The organism is Pseudoalteromonas luteoviolacea S2607, from assembly GCF_001625575.1.
Lineage (GTDB): Bacteria > Pseudomonadota > Gammaproteobacteria > Enterobacterales > Alteromonadaceae > Pseudoalteromonas > Pseudoalteromonas luteoviolacea_E.
On the sequence record NZ_AUXV01000020.1, the window covers coordinates 11742 to 30052 of the forward strand.

6 protein-coding genes are annotated in these 18311 nt (G+C 49.3%); all 6 read left to right on the top strand.

Annotated features, from left to right (window positions below):
- Positions 1–3 precede the first annotated feature (3 nt).
- Positions 4–9762: a non-ribosomal peptide synthetase gene (locus N480_RS12200; protein WP_081231857.1), complete on the top strand. Its 9759-nt coding sequence runs from the start codon at positions 4–6 to the stop codon at positions 9760–9762.
- Positions 9759–14288, top strand: coding sequence for a non-ribosomal peptide synthetase (locus N480_RS12205; protein WP_063372788.1), 4530 nt, complete (start codon positions 9759–9761; stop codon positions 14286–14288). Before N480_RS12200 ends, N480_RS12205 begins: the two co-directional genes overlap by 4 nt.
- On the top strand, positions 14281–15063 hold the full coding sequence (locus N480_RS12210) for a thioesterase II family protein (protein WP_063372789.1): 783 nt from the start codon (positions 14281–14283) through the stop codon (positions 15061–15063). The genes N480_RS12205 and N480_RS12210 overlap by 8 nt, the downstream gene beginning before the upstream one ends.
- 185 nt (positions 15064–15248) lie before the next feature.
- Positions 15249–16205 (top strand): ABC transporter substrate-binding protein, encoded by a 957-nt coding sequence (locus N480_RS12215; protein ID WP_063372790.1) that lies wholly within the window; start codon positions 15249–15251, stop codon positions 16203–16205.
- Between the two features lie 18 nt (positions 16206–16223).
- On the top strand, positions 16224–17237 hold the full coding sequence (locus tag N480_RS12220; RefSeq protein WP_081231858.1) for a FecCD family ABC transporter permease: 1014 nt from the start codon (positions 16224–16226) through the stop codon (positions 17235–17237).
- Positions 17234–18307: a FecCD family ABC transporter permease gene (locus N480_RS12225; protein WP_063372791.1), complete on the top strand. Its 1074-nt coding sequence runs from the start codon at positions 17234–17236 to the stop codon at positions 18305–18307. Before N480_RS12220 ends, N480_RS12225 begins: the two co-directional genes overlap by 4 nt.
- Positions 18308–18311: the final 4 nt, after the last annotated feature.

Consider the following 18311-nt stretch of genomic DNA (forward strand, 5'->3'; position numbering starts at 1 on the left):
CCAATGGCATTGACAAAGAACACACCATTAAATCAACAGCAACTGTTAGAACATGTGCAAGCATTTGTGCAAGTGCCACTTGAAGACAAGCTTGATGCCAACCTTATCGAACTTGGTTTAGATTCAATGCACATGATGCGTTTGGTCAATCAATGGCGAAAACAAGGCGCAAAGGTGACCTTTTCCAAACTGATTGAGCAACCCGTACTCAGCCACTGGATAACCCTTTTGTGCTCGCAAGCAAGCGCTGTGGCTCAAATTACTCAAGCACCGCAACTGCCCAATATCGACCCATACGCCGAGTTTGAACTCACCGACGTGCAATACGCCTATTGGATTGGTCGTCAAGACGACCAAGAACTCGGTGGCGTCGGGTGTCATGCCTACTTAGAGGTAGATAATCTAGACATCGATCCACTCAAACTTGAGCAAGCTTGGCATGCCCTTTATCAGTATCATCCGATGCTACGTGCGCAGTTTACTGAATCAGGAACCCAGCAGGTGCACTCGCCACTGCCGACACCTGGGCTGGCAGTCAATGACTTTAGGTCGCTAACGCTTGATGAATCCACGCAAGCGGTAGAACAAGTTCGTAGCCGCTTGTCACACCGAAAATTGGGCATAGAGCATAGCCAAACCATGGGGTTGGAGCTGAGTTTGTTGCCAGAGGGAAGATGTCGAATTCACTTTGACGTAGACCTCCTAATAGCCGATGTACAGAGCTTAAACATCTTACTTAAAGATTTAGCCGTGCTTTATCATGGCGGTACACTTGAGACCGACCCAAATTGGAGCTTTGCCAAATACTTAGCCTATGAAAAAGCACAAAATAAAACCAAGCTCAAAGAAGACAAAGCCTACTGGCAAACCCGTTTAGCTACGCTGCCTTCTGGCCCACAGCTACCACTATGTTGCGATCCACAAACCGTGACAAAACCGATGTTTGCTCGTCGCTTACATACCTTAACGAAAACCCAGTGGCAAACACTTAAAAACACCGCGCAACAACACCAAGTCACGCCAGCCATGTTGCTTGTCACAAGTTATGCGTCTGTGCTTGCAAAATACAGCGCTGAGCAAAAGTTCACCCTGAACTTACCGCTGTTTGATCGTAAAACTCAGCATCCGGGCATTGAAAATGTGGTTGCGGATTTCACCAACTTATTACTATTGGATTGCGATTTTAGTGACGCAAAAAGCTTTATTGATCACGCAAAAGCAATACAAAACCAATTTCACCAAAATGTTGCCCACAGTGATTACTCTGCCGTTCAGATCCAACGCGATCTGGTCAAACACGGGTTTGCGCAGGGAGTGAGCGCACCGGTGGTCTTTGCGTGTAATTTGGGCACCCCGCTGCTGTCGCAACAGGACACCGTGCTGGGTCAATTTAACTATATGATTTCACAAACCCCACAGGTTTGGTTAGATCATCAAGTCTATGAAGTCGATGAAGGGTTAATGTTGGCATGGGATGCAGTAGACGAGATCTTCCCTGAGGCGTTGATTGATACCATGTTTGCAAGCTATGTCGCATTGCTTGAAAAACTGGCAGCACACAACGATGCATGGCACGCGCAGCACCTTGCTGAATTGCCTCACCATCAACAAACACAGCGAGCAGCCGTAAATGACACCGCAGCACCGTACACACCTCATACACTGCATGAAGCGTTCTTTAAAGCTGCGCAAACACACCCAGACAAAACCGCTTTAGTATTTAACAACCAGGCGCTGAGCTATCGCTCCGTTGCCGACAAAGCCTTGCGCGTGGCAGCCTATTTGCAACAACACGGATTACGCGAGTCAGAGCCCGTCGCCGTGACATTGCCCAGAGGCGCTGAGCAGATCATTGCTGTGCTCGGCGTACTGGCAGCCGGTGGCTGTTATGTGCCCATTGGCACCCACCAGCCTCAATCGAGGCGCGCGAAGATCCATCGCACTGCCGAGATCACACTGGTAATCGCAAAGCAGAACGACCCAGAACATGACCCTGCGGCTAAGTGCATTGACATTCAACAAGCACTGCAAGCCGAGCCACAGGCATCTGCTGTCATCACCAACCCAGCGAGCCCGGCATACATCATTTTTACCTCTGGATCGACCGGAGAACCTAAAGGGGTTGAAATGAGTCATCAGGCTACCGCCAATACGATTTACCAGCTCAATAAAGACTATCAAATCGGCCAAAATAGCTGCGCGCTGGCAGTATCCGCGTTGGACTTTGACTTATCTGTGTATGATATTTTTGGCTTGCTGGGTGCTGGCGGGAAATTGGTGCTTGTTGATGAGCACAAGCGCCGTGACGCACAGGCGTGGCTAGAGCTGGTGCATCAGCACAATGTCACTGTATGGAATACCGTACCGGTATTGCTAGATATGCTTTTGACCGCCGCAGAGCAAGACAGTCGCCCATTAAACTTTGAACAGGTAATGTTATCTGGCGATTGGATAGGCCTAGATCTACCCCCTCGATTACAGCATATCAGCGCTTCCAATCCGCCTATCATTGCGATGGGCGGCGCAACCGAGGCCGCCATTTGGTCAAACTACTGTGAAGTGCGAGCGCCACTGCCACTACATTGGCATTCAATCCCTTATGGTAAACCACTGCCAAACCAAAAGTACCGAGTTGTTGATAATCATGGCCATGACTGTCCAGATTGGGTGCCGGGAGAGCTGTGGATTGGTGGCATAGGTTTGGCGACTTGCTATCGTGGTGACCTTGCACAAACCACCGCGCGTTTTGTTGAGCAAGATGGCGAGCGCTGGTACCGCACTGGCGATCAAGGTCGATACTGGCCTGACGGCAATCTGGAGTTTTTAGGGCGCATCGATCATCAAGTGAAGGTACGCGGGCATCGTATTGAGCTGGGTGAAATTGATACCGCACTAGCTAACATCGAAGGTGTTCAGCGCGCCGTAACAGTTACCATTGGCGAACCCAAAAGCCTCGCGAGTGTTGTGGTCTTGGCACCTCAAAGTGCGCTAGACAGCATGGCAATTCAACGTCAATTACATACCCTACTGCCAGATTATATGGTGCCAAACCATATTGAGTTTGCACAACAGATACCACTTAGTGCCAATGGTAAAGTAGACCGAAAAGCACTGACCAATCAGCTAGCAGCCACACAGCAACAATCAGCTGAGCGCTTAACTGCCCCGCAAACAGACAACGAAAAACGCCTCGCTAAAATCTGGCAATCATTACTGGGAATTGAGCAAATTGGTCAGCAAAGCCACTTCTTTGAACTAGGTGGAGACAGCTTGATCGCCACTCAGCTTATCGCAAAGCTCAAGCAACAAGGTTTGGCCTCTCCCAAACCACTGCGCGACCTATTCTCAGCTCCGCAATTAAGTGCTTATGCCGCGCGCTTAGACAGCATCGTGTCGACCCCCAAACTTGAAGTTGTACCAGATCTAGATAATCGTTTTGCACCTTTCCCACTCACCGAAGTGCAGCGCGCGTATTGGATGGGCCAAACACCGGGCTTGCCGCTCAACTGTAGCACCTTGTATTTACTTGAGTTAGAGGGTGAAAACGTCGATCTGCAACGCATGGCAAAGGCTTGGGATCAACTCGTTGAGCATCACGAGATGCTGCGCGCCGTGATCACCCCTGAGGGTCAACAACAACTACTCTCACATCTACCTGCGATGTCTATTGCACAAGTAAGTTTGAATTCAGAAACAAACAATCATAGTGATGCGGCACGAGATCATCTCCATCAATTTTGGCGTAAGATCTGCCAACAAGCACAGCAAAGTCACGACCAAAGTGAGTCGGTGACGTTACCTAATCATCGTATTTGTGCAGTGCATTATGGGGGGAATAAGACCCGTTTAGGGATCATTTTTGACTATCTAACACTCGATGGATTTAGTATTAAATTGCTGTTAGATCAGCTTGCAAACCTGTATAACGATCCCGCTTATTACCTACCTGAGATCAATGTTTCGTTTAGAGACTACGTGCTCCAAGTGCAACACGATGATGCTGAGTATGCAGCCGCGCAAGCATACTGGCGTGAACAGATAAAAACCCTCCCACCTGCGCCACAATTACCTTTGGCACAAGACCCACAAAGTATTACCACGCCTGAATTTGTGCGCCGTGAAGCCCAACTAGATGCCGATACTTGGCAAGCTCTCAAGCATAAAGCACGCTCTTATGGCATCACGCCCTCAGTTTTATTATTAACGGCCTATAGCAATGTACTGAGACGTTGGAGCGAAGACGACCACACGCTCAATTTAACCTTGTTCGATCGCCAAGACGTTCATAACGATATCAACAAAGTATTTGGTGACTTTACCACATTGGCACCCATTGCATTTCGTGCCAATGCGGGCAACTCGATACTGGCGCAAGCGCAAGAAGCCCAACTTCAAATCGCACAGGCCATTGAGCACAAAGCGATTTCATCGATTTGGATCCAGCGTGAACAAGCACGCCATGGCACCCTCACATCGGCGGCGCTACCCGTCGTATTTACCAGTACCTTGGGTCTTGGCGGTGGTTTGTTTGAAAATTCCACCGGCAATTTCCCTCAGATTGTACCTGGCGGTTTGTCGCAAACACCACAGGTTTGGTTAGACCACCAATTGTATGAATTTGACGGGGCACTGATTTTATCTTGGGATGCAGTGGATGCACTCTTCCCTACGGATATGATTGATGACATGTTCATCAGCTATGTGAGCGCACTCAATGCGCTGTGCCACAGCAGCTGGGAGCAAGCACTGTCTTTACCGTTACCTAATGCACAAGCACATACCCGCATAGCAGTAAATAACACCGAACGTCCACAAACACCGCGCACTTTGCATCATGCTATTTTTGCCCACGCTCAACAGCACCCTGACGATACTGCATTGATATTTGAAAACACGGCTGTCAATTATGCACAGTTATGTGAGCAGGCATTAAGCATCGCAGCCCTATTACAGCAACACCAGCTCAAGTTGGCTGAACCGGTTGCTGTTACTTTGCCACGCGGCATTAATCAAATTGCAGCCGTATTGGGCGTCATGGCTGCGGGTGGTTGTTATGTACCAATCGGGATACATCAGCCAGCCAACCGTCAAGCAAAAATTCATCGTACAGCAGGGATTCGACTCGCTCTGACCAACAGCGAGCACTTGGACGTCGAATCCATCGACTCGGTGACAAGACTGGATATTGCTACTGCGCGTGCGCCGCTTTGCAAGCCTGTGGAGGTGTCTCCTGATCAACCTGCGTATATCATTTTTACTTCGGGTTCTACTGGTGAGCCTAAAGGCGTAGAAATGTGCCATCAAGCAACCGTAAACACCATAGATCAGCTCAATCAAGCCTATAACATTGACAATCACAGCTGCGTGTTAGCGGTGTCGGCATTGGATTTCGACTTGTCTGTATACGACATTTTTGGCTTACTCGGAGCGGGTGGGCAGGTTGTGTTGCTGAGCGATGAAAACCGCCGCGATGCCAGCGCGTGGTTACAGCTCGTTCACCAGCACAATGTCAATGTCTGGAACTCTGTCCCTGTCCTGCTCGACATGTTGCTTGTTGTTGCAGAGCAAGATGACAGGCAGCTGCCTTTCAATCAAGTTATGCTGTCGGGTGATTGGATTGGCCTAGATATCCCGCCGCGTTTACAGGCCAAAAGCAAAGCTGGCATCCCCCTTATAGCCATGGGCGGCGCAACAGAAGCGGCCATTTGGTCCAATTTCTGTGAAGTACGAGGTGATATTCCTGCCCATTGGAACTCTATTCCCTACGGTAAACCACTGCCAAACCAAACTTACCGCGTGGCCGATGCACAAGGGCGCGATTGCCCAGACTGGGTTGCCGGTGAGCTATGGATAGGCGGCGTTGGTCTTGCCAGCGCTTATCGCGGCGATGACAAACTCACCGCTGAGCGTTTTGTCCATTATGAGGGCAAACGCTGGTATCGTACTGGCGACCGAGGTCGATACTGGCCAGATGGCAACCTCGAGTTTTTAGGGCGAATTGACCACCAAGTAAAGGTGCGCGGTCACCGTATTGAACTGGGAGAAATTGATACCGCTTTGGGCCGCATTGAGGGCATTGCTCGTGGTGTTGCCTTAACTCTCGGTGAGCCAAAAATGTTGGTGGCGGCCTTAGTCATGGACGAAAACATGGCGCTAGACACTGATGCGGTGCACAGCGCTCTTAACCTTGCCTTACCGGATTATATGGTTCCGAGTCATTTACTGGCTGTGGATGTACTGCCACTGAGCGCCAATGGGAAGGTAGATAGAAAACAACTTGCCGCGCAGTTTGACGGTCAGCTTAGTGCCGTTGATGTGGCTATAACGCCACCGCAAACAGATAACGAAATGCAAGTCGCCCAGCTTTGGACTGACTTGCTGGGCGTGACGGAAATGGGTCTAGAAAGCAGCTTTTTTGCGCTCGGTGGCGACTCTCTGCTTGCGACTCAATTTCTAACTCAGCTCGCCCAGCAAGGGTTGTCGACTAAGCAGCCTTTGCGTACTTTGTTTGCCAACCCAACTTTAGGCGCATTTGCAGCCACGCTAGAGGCGCATCAAGCCGCTCACAGCCAACAAATTGTGGCCAAACCCGAACAACAGTTTGAACCATTCGCGCTCACTGAAGTACAAAGTGCATATTGGTTAGGACAAACACCAGGCTTCCCGCTTAATTGTGGCACCCACTACTTGCTCGAACTCGATAGCTTAACGCTTGATATCGAGAAAATGATGAACGCGTGGCAAACACTATACGCGCGTCACGACATGTTGCGCGCTCAAGTGAGCGACGATAATCAACAGGTTGTGTTACAGCAAAGCCTAGTGCCAAAACTGGATATCGACTCGTCGACTTACACCAGTTTGGACCAAGCGCGCGCGCAAATTAACATTTGGTGGCAAGCCCAAAATAGCCAGCATGTACATGATGCAATAACAATGAAGGTTGCCCGTTATCAAACCGAAGGCACTGAACGTTCGCGCCTTGCGTTAATGTTTAACTACATGACTTTAGACGGCTATAGCATCATGTTGCTATTGCGCGAATTTGCGGCTTTATACCAAGTGCCAGATACAGAGCTGCCACCACTTTCTTTGACCTTTAGAGACTATGTCACGCAAGTGCAAGACAGTCAGCAAGCAATCGATGAAGCACAAGCATACTGGCAAGAACGTTTAGCGACGCTGCCAGATGCCGCAGCGCTGCCATTGGCACAAGATCCATTGCATATTGAACACAGTGAATTCTCACGTCGCAGCGCTCGGTTACCAAAAGCTAAGTGGCAAGCCATTAAGCAAGCGGCTCGTTCGCATAACGTGACCCCGAGTATATTAGTCCTGAGCGCCTATGCGGAAGTACTGAGTCAGTACAGTGGTGGCCATGCGCATACGTTAAATTTGACCCTATTTGACCGCCAAAATGTACACCCAGAAGTGGGCAGTATTGTGGGCGACTTTACCTCGCTAGCGCCACTGGCCTATTACCCTGATGAGCAAAATTCCATTGCGCATCAGGCAAAGCAGCTGCAAAACCAGCTTGCGGATGTACTTGAGCATCGTGCGGTTTCCTCTGTGTGGGTGCAAAGAGAGCGTAGCCGAACCATGGGACGCACCGCAGCCGCACTACCCATTGTCTTTACCAGTACTTTAGGGATGGCTGACGATTTACTTGCAGATTCATTCAATGAAGACTTACCACAATTTACCGATGGCGGGTTATCGGCAACACCGCAGGTTTGGCTAGACCATCAAATGTATGAGTTCAGAGGCGAGTTAATATTGTCTTGGGATGCCGTAGACGCCCTATTCCCAGCTGACTTGCTAGACAATATGTTTGCTCGCTTTTTAACCCTACTTGACGAGTTAGCGGTATCAACGGACGCACCATTTAGTCATGCATTACCAAAAGCTCAGCAAGTGGTACGAGACCGTGTAAACAACACCGACGTGGAACAAACGCCTCGTACACTACATCAGGCTATGTTTGACTATGCCCGTCAGCACCCAGACGCCGTAGCACTGATTACAGATACGCAAACAGTCACCTATGGCCAATTGGCAGATAAAGCACTGCGCATCGCTCACTTACTGACTCAACACGCATTATTGCTGGGAGAGCCAGTGGCCGTAAGCTTGCCAAGAGGAGTCGAACAGGTAGCAGCCGTATTTGGCATTATGGCTGCGAGAGGCTGCTATGTGCCAATTGGTGTACACCAACCCACCAGCCGCCAAGCGAAAATTCATCGCACCGCGGGAATTCGTTGGGTACTGACGGATGAGGCACACATCAACCAAGATGTTGAACAGGGTGTGACTCGCATTAATGTGGCAGATGCTGCGGACTTATCGCCACTGGCAACCCCCTTGACAGTGGCCAGCGATGCACCTGCCTATGTGATCTTCACCTCTGGCTCAACCGGTGAGCCAAAAGGGGTAGAAATGTGTCATCAAGCGACAGCTAACACCATTGACCAGCTAAATCAGCACTACGCCATTGACAGTAGCAGCCGAGTACTCGCCGTGTCGGCACTCGACTTTGACCTGTCTGTTTACGATTTATTTGGCTTGCTTAGTGTCGGTGGCAGTGTGGTGTTGCTCAATGAGGAAAACCGCAGAGATGCGACCACTTGGCTCGAACTGGTACACAAGCATCGCGTCACAATCTGGAACTCAGTACCAGTGTTGCTCGACATGTTATTGGTAGTCGCCGAAAACGATACACGTTCGCTGCCATTCGAAAAAGTGATGTTATCGGGTGATTGGATTGGTCTAGATTTACCACCCAGATTACAGGCCAAAACGTACTCAGAGATCCCATTAATTGCCATGGGCGGCGCCACAGAAGCGGCAATTTGGTCAAACAGCTGTGAAGTCAAAGGTGATCTTCCTGCCCATTGGGCATCGATCCCTTATGGCAAGCCTCTGCCCAATCAAACGTATCGTGTGGTAGACCCATTTGGCCGTGATTGCCCAGACTGGGTGGCGGGTGAACTCTGGATTGGCGGTGTTGGCCTTGCCAGTGCCTATCGAGGCGATGAAACACTCACCGCACAGCGGTTTGTCATGGCAAACGGCAAGCGCTGGTACCGCACAGGTGACCTTGGCCGCTACTGGCCGGATGGCAACCTCGAGTTTTTGGGTCGAATTGATCATCAAGTCAAGGTGCGCGGGCACCGAATTGAGCTAGGTGAAATTGATGCGGCTATGGCTCAGGTTGAAGGTTTAAGCCGTGGTGTGGCCCTGACAATTGGCGAGCCGAAAAAGCTTGTTGCCGCTTTTGTTAAAACACCCCATGCCATACTGGATGCACAGACAATTACCGCACAGCTTGAGCAGCAATTGCCTGAATACATGGTGCCTAGCCATTTATTAGAACTCACAGCATTGCCACTTAGCGCCAACGGTAAAATAGACCGCAAGCAGTTGGCCAATGAATTTATTGAATTAGAGCTGGAGCAAGCCCAGTTTGAAGCGCCAGAAGGCGAACTTGAGCAACAACTTGCCGAGATCTGGCAAACACTATTAAAACGCGACCAGATCTCACGCCATGACGACTTTTTTGCCATTGGTGGTGACAGTTTAAGCGCAACACAGCTAATCCAAACACTGCAACAACAACACATTATTCCTACATCTTTGTCACTCACAACGCTATTTAGCGCCCCAAGCATTGCCAGCTTGGCTACCGCCATAACACACGCGTGGCGCGAGCTCGGTGGCACAACTTGTGACACGGATGAATTATTTGAAGAGGGTACAATATGACCATCGCCAGTATTATCGCTGATTTTGAAAGTCGCGGCGTTTACCTATGGGCCGAGCAAGGTAACTTAAAATTTAAGGCCCCTGCTGGGGTCATGACGCCAGCACTTAAAACACAATTAAAAGACAACAAGGCGGCGCTTATCGACTATTTAAGCGACCCAGTTATGGCGGCCATCGAACCGAATCACGCCGATCGCCATCAGCCGTTTCCGTTGACAGATTTACAGGTCGCTTACTTAGTTGGCCGCAATAATGCCGTCGAGTACGGTGGCGTTGGCTGTCACAGTTACATTGAATTGGACCTGCCGAATATTGATGCAAAACGTCTGCAAACAGCATGGCACAAGTTGGTTGAACGCCATGATATGCTGCGCGCCATCATCAACCTTGATGGCACCCAGCAAATTGTCGCACAGGTGACACCAAAGGCTATCCGTATCCATGAGTTTGCAGAGTGTGACCCACAGACTCGCCAAGATAAGCTCTTAGATCTTCGCGAACAACTGGCGCACCGCCACTATCAACCGGATAAATGGCCACAGTATGACTTACACCTGAGCCAAACTGGTGAAGGGTCTATACTGCATTTTTCTATCGATTTGCTTATTGCTGACTTTGCCAGCATTCAAATTATGCTCGCCGAACTCGGTGAGTTATACAACCATCCAGAGCGCACACTTGCGCCTCTGGGTGTGTCTTACCGCGACATTGTGATCGCACGCAAAGCCCTGTTAGAACACCCAAAAACAGCACAGCGCTATGAGCAGCACAAAGCCTATTGGTTAGAGCGTATTAAAACACTACCTGCACCACCCGAGTTACCGCGTGCAAAGAACACGGGTAATGACGAAAACGTGTCATTTTCTCGCTTGCATTTTAATCTAGCGTCTGACCTGTGGCAGCGCCTTAGTGAGCGCGCAAAAAGTCATAAATTAACGCCTTCTAGCCTTGTGCTGGCGGCATTTACAGAGGTGATTGGCCGCTGGTCACGTCGCCCAGATTTTTGTTTGAACCTCACCATGCTTAACCGTGCCAATGTGCACCCTGATGTGCGTGGTGTGGTCGGTGACTTTATTGCTGTTAATGTGTTGGGTGTGTCGCCTGATCCACAAGCAGGCTTTGCGCAGCGCGCAAGTCAGTTGCAGCAGCAACTTTGGCGCGACTTAGAACACAGCGACTTTACAGGCGTTGAAGTACTGCGTGCGATGAACCAAAACCAGCAAAGCAACACCATAGTGCCGATTGTTTACACCAGTACCCTAGGTTTATCTGGTGATGAACTAGATAGCAACCAATTTATGCACGACGCGCAGCTTCGCTACGGTATAACTCAAACACCTCAAGTGTGGTTAGATTGCCAAGCAACAGAGCGTGCTGGTGAACTGGTTGTGGACTGGGACATCCGCCAAGGCATTTTCCAAGATGGTGTTATAGAGCAAGCACATCAAGCATTTTGTGAGCTACTGCGTGCACTGGCGAATAACGATGCCCTGTGGCAGTCCACTAGCCCAGTGAGTTTGCCAGCGCAAACACAAGCGCATATTGCAGCGCTAAACGATACCAAGACAGAGCAGGCTAAAGGGTATTTGCATTCTGGCTTTGCTCAGCATGCTCTACATTCTCCAGACCAAGTCGCGGTAGTGGATCAAAATGGTGGCATGAGTTACCAACAACTTGCAGAGTTAGCACTGCAGATCCGACACACCTTTGTCGACGCTGTTAAACCAGGCGACCATATCGCCATCGTATCTGACAAAAGTACTCAGCAAATTGCAGCGGTGTTGGCTGTCTTGTTTGCCGATTGTGTATATGTGCCCATTGAAGCGCAGCACCCTCTGGCACGTCAGCAATCGATTATCGCTAACTCTGGTGCGAAGGTCGTGCTGACGGAATCAGTTTATTTAGGCCAAGACTTTGGCCCAGATGTTTCTGTTATACCATTTGATCAGGTGCTACCGACTATGCCTGCTCACGATTGTAAACAGTTACTGGATGCATTTGGTCAGCGCAGACAGCAACAAACGTTTGTCGATACTCCGGCTTATGTGATTTATACCTCGGGGACGACAGGTCAGCCCAAAGGCGTTCAGCTGTCGCACGGTGCGGCATTGAATACCGTGCTAGAGGTTAACCGCTTGTACGATGTCAGTCCTCAAGACAAAACCTTAGGTTTGGTAAGCTACGGGTTTGACCTTTCAGTTTGGGATATCTTCGGAACGCTCTCGGCGGGCGCAACACTGGTATTGCCAGATCAAGATTTGCGAGGCGATCCAAACCATTGGCATCAAGTGATTGCCAAGCATAAAGTGAGCCTTTGGAACTCGGTCCCCGCACAAATGCAGATGCTGATTACCAGCTTACCGTGGGCGGAAGATCAAAACCTCAGCACACTCAGGTTAGCCATGCTCTCTGGCGATTGGATCCCCGTCCAACTCGCACAACAAGTAGTCCAACAGCTACCACACATTCGATTAATCAGCCAAGGCGGTCCAACAGAAACCGCAATTTGGTGCGTACAACACACCGTAACAGAAGTTGCTTCTGATGCCGTCTCGGTGCCCTATGGCAAGCCCTTAGCGAACCATCAGATCCACATTTTAAATGACCGTTTCGAGCCCTGCCCCACTTGGGTTACTGGTGAGATGTATATTGCCGGTGATGGCTTGGCAATAGGGTATTTAAACGATGCACAAAAGACAGCAGAGCTATTCATTATGCACCCACAGACAGGTGAAAGACTCTATCGCTCCGGCGATTTGGGCTGCATCATGGACGATGGCATTATTGCCATTCAAGGTCGCGAAGATGGTCAGATCAAAATAAATGGCCACCGCATAGAGCTCGGAGAGATTGAATCAACTATTGCAACCCATCCAGCCGTTAAGAGTGTTGCAGTGGTCAATCTATCTCGCGATGGCAACTTGGCAGCGGCACTGGTGCTCGAAGGCGCGGCTGACACCGAAATGGCGATCAGTGATTTAGGTAACTTACTCAATGAAAAGCTGCCTAAATATATGCTGCCTGCACATTACTTTGCTTTAGACTCATTACCTCTGAGCCAAAACAGTAAGGTTGATAGAAAGCAACTTAAGGTACAGCTCGCGCAATTACAGCAACAGCTGACTACCCAATTTGAAGCACCGCTCGACAATCATGTTGAGCAAACCGTTGCCCAAATCTGGTGTGATTTGCTCGGAGTGAGTGACGTATCTCGTCATGATGACTTTTTCCAGCTTGGCGGCACCAGTTTAAATGCCATCAACCTGTTAAGCGCATTTTTAGCGGCAGGCTTTGACGCGGATATTGACCTCATTTTTAACCATGCCGTATTCAGTGAAATGTCCGATGCACTGGCCAAGGCAAACGAGGCAAAACAAGCGTGGCTAGATAGCATTGATTTAAACGATATGGCCACCAAGGCGTTAAGCGGCCTTGCAGACGCCCTACCATATACGCCAAATTCTGAACCAAAAACCGTGCTTTTAACTGGCAGCACAGGTTATTTGGGCAGCTATGTACTGCGCGAGATGTTAGATAATAGTGATTATCACATCGTATGCTTGATGCGCTGCGATGATGTGCAACATGGCTTTTCGCGCTTAACACAGGCCGCAGCAGAAAAAGGCTTACCGACCGATATTCCGCAGGAGCGTATTAAGGTGATAAGCGGCAGTATGTCCGATGTCAACTTTGGACTCAGTGACGCTGAATATCAAGCCCTCAGCGCACAAGTCGATGTGATAGTGCACAACGCGTCAATCATTAACTTGATGGACCCACTGTCAGCGCTCTACCCGACTAACGTGGAGGGGGCGCGCGAAATCATCCGTTTGGCAAGTTCACACCAAGTGAAACCGGTGCATTATATTTCGACTATTGGTGTGCACCATGCGCTGCCTGCCGATGTACCACAACCTGTGATTGAGCAAACCCAGGTCGTGCCATGGCGAGAAGTGGACTTGACTTACGAGCAGTCAAAAATCATGGCCGAGACGTTGTTCACAGAAGCGAGAAGACACGGCGTGCCAGTAAATATTTTGCGCCCGGGCACCATCACATGGGCAACCACAGAGGCCCCCTTTATTAACGACGATGCGTTCTTAAAGTTTTATCGTGCCTGTTTGAATATTCACGCCTACCCAGCGTCTGAATTAGCCGTCAATATTGTGCCTGTTGACTATGTGGCAACCTGTATCACAGCCATTGTCAAAGGTGCCACAGGACAAGATAGTAACTTCCACTTAGTGTCAGACCAAAGTACCGATGTTGTCCAGATCTACAATTGGTTCAACGAGCTTGGCTGTGATATTCAACCCCTTGATTTTACGGACTGGAAAGACACACTGAACGACAGCTTTGTTCGCAGTTTTGTAGAGTTGTATTTCAAACAAGGAATGGATTCTGGAGGCCACCACCAATACGCCACAGACAATCTCAAAGCCATACTAGCCCAGTTCGACCTACCAAACTTTGCAGTCGACCGAAATTACCTAAAACCGCTTACGGAGAAATACAATAATGCTTAATGCTCCACAGACCAACAATGGCGCGTGTTACCGAATTTTCAAAGCACGTCCGAATGCCACTAAGCGTTTGATTATTTTGCCTCATGCGGGCGGTTCTGCGAGCTACTTTCGCCAGTGGGCCAATATGGCAGACCCTGACTTGGAAGTTGTGGTTGTACAATATCCCGGTCGCGAAAATCGCATAGCAGAGCCCTTAGTGCCAGACATGAATCGGCTTGTTAGCACCTTGACTACTGGCTTGAAGCCTCTACTCAATAAACCCTATATTTTGTTTGGTCACAGCATGGGCGGCGGTATTGCTTACGAATTGGCCATGCGTATTCAAGCTTACCGCTATCGGGCACCGACCCAACTGGTGGTTTCCGCGGTTGAAGGTCCAAGTTGCCACCATGCAACTGACGTGCATAAAGCCAGTGATGAGGTGATGCTGGGTGAACTCAAGCGCCTCAACGGGACAGGCGTCGATCTCAATGCCTTTCCGGAGCTACTAGAGATGATGCTGCCGCTGCTGCGCAATGACTATCAGTTGATAGAAACCTATCAGCCGAATATCAACGCGCCAAAGTTACAACATCCACTCACGGTGATGCTCGGCTCAACCGATACCGAGCTGACCTACGAAGAGGCCGAAGCTTGGCAGCAAGTGAGTACTCAGCCCATCAACATTGAGACTTTCCAAGGTGGTCATTTCTACTTGGCCGACCATATTGAGGCTATCCTGTCCCACTTAAACACGCTGTTCCCAGCACCAAAAGCTTGGGTATGCGCGCCATAGCCCCAGCCACCTACCACAATTAATATTTATCCATACTAGGAGCTGTCGTTGCAGCTCCTTTTTCTCATCCACCTTATAAAATTTATCTCTTATGGGGAAAAGAAACCCGATATGGGTAGTGTTTAATAAATAGCCACTGCAAAATAAGCCAATTTACTTCCATAAATTTTCGCAAGGAATCGCTAATGCGCCGCTTTATTCTGCTGTTTTGTGTGCTTTTCTTCACATGGTTATCTCACAGCGCTAATGCCCAATTCCCCGTCACAGTGAAAGATGACCGCAACAAGCTGGTCACCATTAAATCCGCGCCTAACAAGGTTGCTGCGGTTTCAGTATTTGGTGCTGACTTACTCAATGCTCTCGGTATGCAAGCCGCTGGGATTTCTACACTGAATCACCAGCTGTCACCTTATCTTGGTAATCAGACCAAACACATGGTCGACCTTGGAGAAATTCACGAAACAAATTTAGAAGTACTCACCGCACTCAAACCCGATCTTACCATCGGGCTACGTACTTATACCGAGCCCTTTGCCACAAAATTTGAAGAAATCGGGCATTTTTTGGCATACGATTTAGTCACCAAAGCAGATTCTGACCGCGCGATACGCTCTGCCGCAAAAGCCTTGGGTAAACCAGCACAAGGAGTGGAACTAAATCAGGCATTTAATGGCCTGCTAAAACGCTATTCGTCGGCACCGCTCAAACAACAGTCAGTGGTGTTTTTATGGCATTGGTCAGATGTACCCTATGCCTTTTTTGACCACCATTTCACGATTGAGATGATGCATGTCCTAAACGCTAAAAATAGTGTCGGTATCTCACCACAACCAAATTTAAAGAAGTTTGATTCAGCGCCTATTTCGATGGAATCTTTACTAAAGCTCAACCCTGATGTGATCATTTCCTTTAAAGGTGAACCGGGGCCATTCAAAGCGCACCCTGTTTGGCAGCAATTAAAAGCCGTTAAAACTGGCCGCGCCTATCGTGTTGCCGATCATTACGTTATGCCGCATGGTCCTGTTGCGCGGCGTTTAGTATTGCAAGAATTGGCGCACCTATTCCACCCCAATAAATTTGCAGCGCCTCACGCTTTAGTAAAAGAAGCGCGGGCTACAACAATGCAATTTGGTGATTTATAACGCTGACGTAGACTCACTATGACAAATTTTGTTGTTTCACGCTCAGCCATTTCACCGATTGGATTGTCTTTAGTTGGCTTAGGGATTTTATTGCTCAGCCTGCTTTTTTCGGTGTCCATCGGCGACTATCAAGTCTCATTAAGCGAAGTCTGGTCGGTGCTGATCGCGCCATCAGACTCCCTAGCTAGTTTCGTCGTTTGGGAGTTGAGAATGCCACGCTTGATTTTGGCAGTCCTTGCTGGCGCAACACTTGGGACGTCCGGCGCCATTATTCAAGCTGTAACCCAAAATGAACTTGCTTCGCCAAGTTTGGTCGGGGTTTCGTCCGGTGCTGCGCTGGCGATTGTCATGGTCATCGTGTTCACTGATTTGAGCACACGCTATCACTTTCTTGCCGGTATCCTAGGCGGTGCAACCGCTATGGCAATCACACTGTGGCTTTCGTGGAAGCAAACACTGGAGCCAGTCAACCTTATATTATCTGGTTTGTGCATTTCACTATTTTGCGCAGCGGCTACGACGTTGCTGTTGATTTCAGTGAGCACCGATACGCGGGGCTTGTTTTATTGGCTACTGGGTAGTGTCGCCAACCGAACTTGGCAGCATGTGGTGTTATTGGCTCCTATCGCCTTAATCGGCTTTGCGTTTTGTGTTTTTTTAGCAAGGCCTTTGACCGTGTTGCAGCTTGATTCTGCGGTGGTAAAAAGCATCGGCGGGCAAGTAAAGCGTTGGCGTATTCAAGCCTTGGTAATTGCGGTTGTACTCACTTCAGCCACAGTTTCGGTCACAGGCCCAATTGCCTTTGTTGGATTGGTTGCGCCGCACCTATGTCGAATGTTGCTACCAAAGCATCTTGCTTATGATTATCGCTGTGTTTTATTTGGTAGTGCAATGAGTGGCGCGGTGCTTGTGAGTGTCTCTGACTTATTGGCAAACTATCAAGAGATCCCTGTCGGCATTCTGTGCGTGCTGTTTGGTGGTCCAAGTCTCGTCTGCTTGATACGTTCTCGATTTCAAAAGGCATCATTATGAATCAAGCATTTGCAACACATACACCACTGACTGCAAAAGCTTGGCCTTTTTACGGCCTAACCATGGCTTTAACAGTGCTGCTTATCAGCCTATTTATTGCGGCTCTGTGCATTGGGTCAGTTCCGCTTTCATTAAATGACGTGTGGCAATCACTTAATACCTCAGCCGCCCTTACTAGTGAATCCGAAATACTCTGGCAGTTACGATTACCACGCTCTGTGCTGGCAATGGTTGTCGGTGTTCATTTTGCACTCGCGGGGCTAGTTTTACAGGCCGTTATTCGCAATCCACTGGCAGATCCAAGCATTTTAGGGGTAAATGGCGGAGCTAGCTTAGCCATTGTATTGTGCTTGCTGGCAGTTGATTATATACAGCTGCATTTGCTCAATTTAGCTAACGCACACTTTGACTTTGTGTGGCTACCCACCATTGCCCTACTCGGCGGTGTTTTGGCAACTGGTTTGGTATTAAAGCTCAGCTGGCGGCAGCAACTACAACCCAATCAACTTGCACTCAACGGCGTAGCGATTGGCGCAGTGCTTAATGCACTCGTTATGTGGGCAATTTTAGCCTGGGGAGGCAACCGCACAGAGACCAGCCTTATATGGTTAGCAGGCAGTTTATATGGCAGAGACTTTAGCCAATTGTTTTTGCTCTTACCTTGGACATTTATTGGCGTGGTTGGGTGCTTTTTGCTGTTAAAACATCTCGCAATACTGCAACTTGATAGCGAGGCTGCTCAAACCTTAGGGCTCAATGTAAAACGCTGGCGATTAGTGAGTTTATTTGTCGCAGTCGCACTGGCTGCAAGCGCCACGGCTGTCACGGGGCCACTCGGATTCGTAGGCTTGATAGTACCTCATTTTGCCAAGGCACTACTGGTCCGCTTTGGTCTCGGTGCAAGCCTACCGCATCTTATGACAATGTGTATTTTATCCGGTGCAGCGCTTACACTCGCAGCCGACATCGCCAGTCGCACACTCATCTCGCCTTTGGAGATCCCAACAGGCACGCTCACTACCTTGATGGGCATCCCCATCTTGCTCCTGTTGATCCGCCGTCAAAGTTAGGGTA

Excerpts from the sequence above, each read along its gene's own strand:
- N480_RS12200 (WP_081231857.1), top strand. The coding sequence starts at position 4 with ATGGCATTGACAAAGAACACACCATTAAATCAACAGCAACTGTTAGAA.
- N480_RS12220 (WP_081231858.1), top strand. The coding sequence starts at position 16,224 with ATGACAAATTTTGTTGTTTCACGCTCAGCCATTTCACCGATTGGATTG.
- N480_RS12215 (WP_063372790.1), top strand. The coding sequence starts at position 15,249 with ATGCGCCGCTTTATTCTGCTGTTTTGTGTGCTTTTCTTCACATGGTTA.
- N480_RS12205 (WP_063372788.1), top strand. The coding sequence starts at position 9,759 with ATGACCATCGCCAGTATTATCGCTGATTTTGAAAGTCGCGGCGTTTAC.
- N480_RS12225 (WP_063372791.1), top strand. The coding sequence starts at position 17,234 with ATGAATCAAGCATTTGCAACACATACACCACTGACTGCAAAAGCTTGG.
- N480_RS12210 (WP_063372789.1), top strand. The coding sequence starts at position 14,281 with ATGCTTAATGCTCCACAGACCAACAATGGCGCGTGTTACCGAATTTTC.